This window comes from Longitalea arenae, assembly GCF_016924755.1.
In the GTDB taxonomy this organism is placed as follows: domain Bacteria; phylum Bacteroidota; class Bacteroidia; order Chitinophagales; family Chitinophagaceae; genus Niastella; species Niastella arenae.
In genome coordinates, this window is sequence record NZ_JAFFJX010000036.1 from 1 (window position 1) to 6,508 (window position 6,508).

Below are 6,508 nucleotides of genomic sequence, written 5' to 3' on the forward strand. Positions count from 1 at the left end.
CAGCGCTGCTGGTTGTGATTCCATTGTCACGCTCACATTGACTGTAAAACCAAATGTAACAGGTGCAGAAACAATTGAGATCTGCGGCAATCAATTACCATACTCTTGGAATGGAAACATATATAATGCAGCCGGCACTTATAAGGACACCCTGATCAGCGCAGCTGGTTGTGACTCTATCGTTACTTTAACCCTTACCATCAAACCAAATGTCACTGGTGCAGAAACTGTTGAGATCTGTAACAATCAATTACCATACTCGTGGAATGGAAACATATATAACACAGCCGGAACTTATAAGGTTACGCTGATCAGTGCAGCTGGATGCGACTCCATTGTCACGCTCACATTGACTGTCAAACCGAATGTAAATAGTGAGCAAACCGTTGACATCTGCGACAATCAATTGCCATACACTTGGAATGGAAACATATATAATGCAGCAGGCACTTATAAGGACACCCTGATCAGCGCAGCTGGTTGTGACTCCATTGTCACTCTTACTTTGACTGTCAAACCAAATGTAACCGGCGCAGAAACCATTAACATCTGTGACAATCAATTACCATACTCTTGGAATGGAAACACATATAATACAGCCGGCACTTATAAGGACACCCTGATCAGTGCAGCTGGTTGTGATTCTATAGTTACTTTGACGCTCACCATAAAGCCAAATGTAACCGGCGCAGAAACTGTTGAGATCTGTAACAATCAATTACCATACATTTGGAATGGAAACATATATAATGCAGCAGGCACTTATAAGGATACCCTGATCAGTTCAGCTGGTTGCGATTCCATTGTCACTCTTACTTTGACTGTCAAACCGAATGTAAGTAGTGAGCAAAACGTTGACATCTGCGGCAATCAATTGCCATACACTTGGAATGGAAACATATATAATGCAGCAGGCACTTATAAGGATACCCTGATCAGCGCTGCTGGTTGTGACTCCATTGTTACTTTAACCCTGACTATCAAGCCAAATGTCACTGGTGCAGAAACCATTGACATCTGCGAAAATCAATTGCCATACACTTGGAATGGAAACATATATAATGCAGCCGGAACTTATAAAGACACCTTGATCAGCGCAGCTGGTTGTGATTCCATTGTCACGCTCACATTGACTGTGAAACCAAATGTCACTGGTGCAGAAACTGTTGACATCTGTGACAATCAATTGCCATACACTTGGAATGGAAACATATATAATGCGGCAGGCACTTATAAGGACACGCTGATCAGTGCTGCTGGTTGTGATTCCATTGTTACGCTCACATTGACTGTCAAACCAAATGTTACCGGTTCGCAAATTGTTGACATTTGTGGTAACCAACTTCCTTACAGCTGGAATGGCAATATCTACAATGCGGCCGGAACTTATAAGGACACCCTGATCAGTGCAGCTGGTTGTGATTCTATCGTTACTTTAACCCTCACCATCAAGCCCAATGTAGCCAGCTCTCAAACCGTTGACATCTGTAACAATCAATTACCATACTCTTGGAATGGAAACATATATAATGCAGCAGGCACTTATAAAGACACCCTGATTAGCGCTGCTGGTTGTGATTCCATCGTTACCTTGACCCTCACTATCAAGCCGAATGTAACCGGCGCAGAAACTATTGACATCTGTAACAATCAATTACCATACTCTTGGAATGGAAACACCTATAATGCAGCCGGAACTTATAAGGATACGCTTATTAGTGCAGCTGGTTGTGATTCCATTGTTACGCTCACATTGACTGTCAAACCAAATGTTACCGGTTCGCAAATTGTTGACATTTGTGGCAACCAACTTCCTTACACTTGGAATGGCAATATTTACAATGCAGCAGGCACTTATAAAGACACCCTGATCAGCGCTGCTGGTTGTGACTCCGTCGTCACTCTTACTCTGACTGTCAAACCGAATGTAAGTAGTGAGCAAACCATTGACATCTGCGACAATCAATTGCCATACTCTTGGAATGGAAACACATATAATACAGCAGGCACTTATAAGGACACCCTGATCAGTGCAGCTGGTTGTGATTCTATAGTTACTTTGACGCTCACCATAAAGCCAAATGTCACTGGCGCAGAAACTGTTGAGATCTGCGGCAATCAATTACCATACCCCTGGAATGGAAACATATATAATACCCCAGGCACTTATAAGGACACCCTGATCAGTGCAGCTGGCTGTGATTCTATTGTTACTTTAATCCTCACCATCAAACCAAATGTCACTGGCGCAGAAACTGTTGAGATCTGTAACAATCAATTACCATACTCGTGGAATGGAAACATATATAACACAGCCGGAACTTATAAAGACACCCTGATCAGCGCTGCTGGTTGTGATTCCATTGTCACGCTCACATTGACTGTAAAACCAAATGTAACAGGTGCAGAAACAATTGAGATCTGCGGCAATCAATTACCATACTCTTGGAATGGAAACATATATAATACCCCAGGCACTTATAAGGACACCCTGATCAGTGCCGCTGGTTGTGACTCCGTTGTCACTCTAACTTTGACGGTCAAACCGAATGTAAGTAGTGAGCAAACCGTTGACATCTGCGACAATCAATTGCCATACACCTGGAACGGCAACACTTACAATGCAGCAGGCACTTATAAGGACACCCTGATCAGCGCAGCTGGTTGTGACTCCATCGTCACTTTAACCCTCACCATCAAGCCAAATGTCACTGGCGCAGAAACCATTGACATCTGTGACAATCAATTGCCATACACATGGAATGGCAATATTTACAATGCGGCCGGAACTTACAAGGATACGCTGGTTAGCGCAGCTGGTTGTGACTCTATCGTTACTTTAACCCTGACTATCAAGCCAAATGTAACCGGCGCAGAAACTGTTGAGATCTGCAGCAATCAATTGCCATACACATGGAATGGCAATATTTACAATGCGGCCGGAACTTACAAAGATACGCTGGTTAGCGCAGCTGGTTGTGACTCTATCGTTACTTTAACCCTTACCATCAAGCCAAATGTCACTGGTGCACAAACCATTGACATCTGCGATAATCAATTACCATACACATGGAATGGCAACACCTATAATGCAGCCGGAACTTATAAGGATACGCTTATTAGTGCAGCTGGTTGTGATTCCATTGTTACGCTCACATTGACTGTCAAACCAAATGTTACCGGTTCGCAAATTGTTGACATTTGTGGCAACCAACTTCCTTACACTTGGAATGGCAATATTTACAATGCAGCAGGCACTTATAAAGACACCCTGATCAGCGCTGCTGGTTGTGACTCCGTCGTCACTCTTACTCTGACTGTCAAACCGAATGTAAGTAGTGAGCAAACCATTGACATCTGCGACAATCAATTGCCATACTCTTGGAATGGAAACACATATAATACAGCAGGCACTTATAAGGACACCCTGATCAGTGCAGCTGGTTGTGATTCTATAGTTACTTTGACGCTCACCATAAAGCGAAATGTTACTGGCGCAGAAACTGTTGAGATCTGTAACAATCAATTACCATACTCGTGGAATGGAAACATATATAACACAGCCGGAACTTATAAGGATACGCTGATCAGTGCAGCTGGATGCGACTCGATCGTCACTCTAATATTGGCTGTAAAATCAACTGTCTCTACTGCACAAACTGTAAATATTTGTAGTAATCAATTACCATATACATGGAACGGCAAATCCTACAGTGTAGCCGGAAACTATAATGATACCTTAGTAAACACGGCTGGTTGTGACTCGGTTGTTAATTTAACACTAATAGTCAATGCCATTCTGCGAGACACCACAAGAGCCACAGTATGTACCAACCAACTCCCATACCGCTGGAACGGTATTAACATAAATGCAGCCGGTACTTACAGAGATACGCTGACAAGCAGAGCAGGTTGCGACTCTATCATCAATCTCATACTGACTATAAATAGCGTATTACGCGATACCACCACTGCGACCATCTGTGCCAACCAATTACCATACCGCTGGAACGGCATCAATATAACCGCCGCGGGCACATACAGAGATACGCTGACAAGCAGAGCAGGTTGCGATTCTATCATCAATCTAATCTTGACTGTGAACGACGTACTCAGAGATACCACCACAGCCACAGTCTGCACCAACCAACTACCATACCGCTGGAACGGCATTAATATCACCGCCGCTGGCACTTACAGAGATACGCTGACAAGCAGAGCAGGTTGTGACTCCATTATCAACCTCGTCCTGACTGTAAACAACGTGCTCAGAGATACAACGCTAGCCACCATCTGCACTAACCAATTACCATACCGCTGGAATAGAATCAACATTACCGCTGCTGGCACTTATAGAGACACACTCACCAGCAGATCAGGTTGCGATTCTATCATCAACCTCATCCTAACTGTAAATAGTGTATTACGTGATACCACCACAGCCATTGTCTGCAACAACCAGTTACCATACCGCTGGAATGGCATTAACATCACCGCCGCGGGCACTTACAGAGACACGCTCACCAGCAGAGCAGGTTGTGACTCGATCATTAACCTCATTCTATCTGTGAACTCTGTGCTCAGAGATACCACCAGAGCTACCATTTGTACCAATCAGCTACCATACCGTTGGAACGGCATTAACATTACTGCCGCTGGCATTTACAGAGATACGCTGACAAGTAGAGTAGGTTGTGACTCCATCATCAACTTAATATTAACTGTCAATTCTATTCTCAGAGATACGATTAGAGAGAAAATCTGTGCCAACCAGCTGCCATATCGCTGGAACGGTACTAACATTACAGCCGCCGGCACTTATAAAGATACGCTGACAAGCAGGGCAGGTTGTGATTCTATCATCAACCTCGTCCTGACTGTAAATAGTGTATTACGTGACACGACAACAGCCACAGTCTGCACTAACCAACTTCCATATCGTTGGAATGGCATCAATATCACTGCCGCTGGTACTTATAGAGATACGCTCACCAGCAGAGCTGGTTGCGATTCTATCATCAATCTGATCCTGACGGTAAACGACGTGCTCAGAGATACCACAAGAGCCTCAGTATGTACCAACCAACTCCCATATCGTTGGAACGGCACTAACATTACCACCACCGGCACTTATAGAGATACGCTGACAAGCAGGGCAGGTTGTGACTCCATCACCAACCTCATACTGACTGTAAATAGCGTATTAAGCGATACCACCACGGCGACCATTTGCACCAACCAATTACCATACCGCTGGAACGGCATCAATATAACCGCTGCTGGCACATACAGAGATACGCTGACAAGCAGAGCAGGTTGCGATTCTATCATCAACCTCATCCTAACTGTAAATAGTGTATTACGTGATACCACCAGAGCAACCATCTGTGCCAACCAGCTCCCATACCGTTGGAATAGCATCAACATTACCGCCGCGGGCACCTATAGAGACACACTCATCAGCAGATCTGGCTGTGACTCGATCATCAATCTGATCTTGACTGTAAATAGCGTATTACGTGATACCACCAGAGAGACCATCTGTGCCAACCAGCTCCCATATCGTTGGAATGGTATCAATATCACTGCCGCGGGCACTTACAGAGATACGCTTATAAGCAGGGCAGGTTGTGACTCCATCATCAACCTCATCCTGACTGTAAACAGTGTATTACGTGATACCACCGCAGTCACCGTCTGCACGAACCAGCTGCCATACCGCTGGAATGGAATCAACATCACCGCCGCTGGCACCTATAGAGACACACTCATCAGCAGATCTGGCTGTGACTCCATCATCAACTTAATATTAACTGTCAATTCTATTCTCAGAGATACCACCAGAGCAACCATCTGTACCAATCAGCTGCCATATCGCTGGAACGGCATAAATATTACCGCTGCTGGCACTTATAGAGATACGCTGACCAGCAGAGCTGGTTGTGACTCTATCATCAACCTCGTCCTGACTGTAAACAACGTGCTCAGAGATACAACGGTAGCCACCATCTGCACAAACCAACTCCCATACCGTTGGAACGGCATTAACATCACTGCCGCCGGCACTTACAGAGATACGCTGACAAGCAGGGCAGGTTGTGACTCGATCATCAATCTGATACTGACTGTAAATAGCGTATTACGTGATACCACCAGAGAGACCATCTGTGCCAACCAGCTCCCATATCGTTGGAACGGAATCAACATTACCGCGGCTGGCACTTACAGAGATACGCTGGTAAGCAAAGCAGGTTGTGACTCTATCATCAACCTCATTCTGACCGTAAATAGCGTATTACGTGATACCACCGCAGTCACCGTCTGCACCAACCAACTACCATACCGCTGGAACGGCATTAATATCACCGCCGCTGGCACTTACAGAGATACGCTGACAAGCAGAGCAGGTTGTGACTCCATTATCAACCTCGTCCTGACTGTAAACAACGTGCTCAGAGATACAACGCTAGCCACCATCTGCACTAACCAATTACCATACCGCTGGAAT

At 44.9% G+C, this 6,508-nt stretch carries 1 protein-coding gene; it reads left to right on the plus strand.

The features are described 5' to 3' along the window. On the plus strand, nt 1-6,508 hold a 6,508-nt coding region (locus JT717_RS28210), incomplete at both ends, for a hypothetical protein (RefSeq protein ID WP_205514703.1).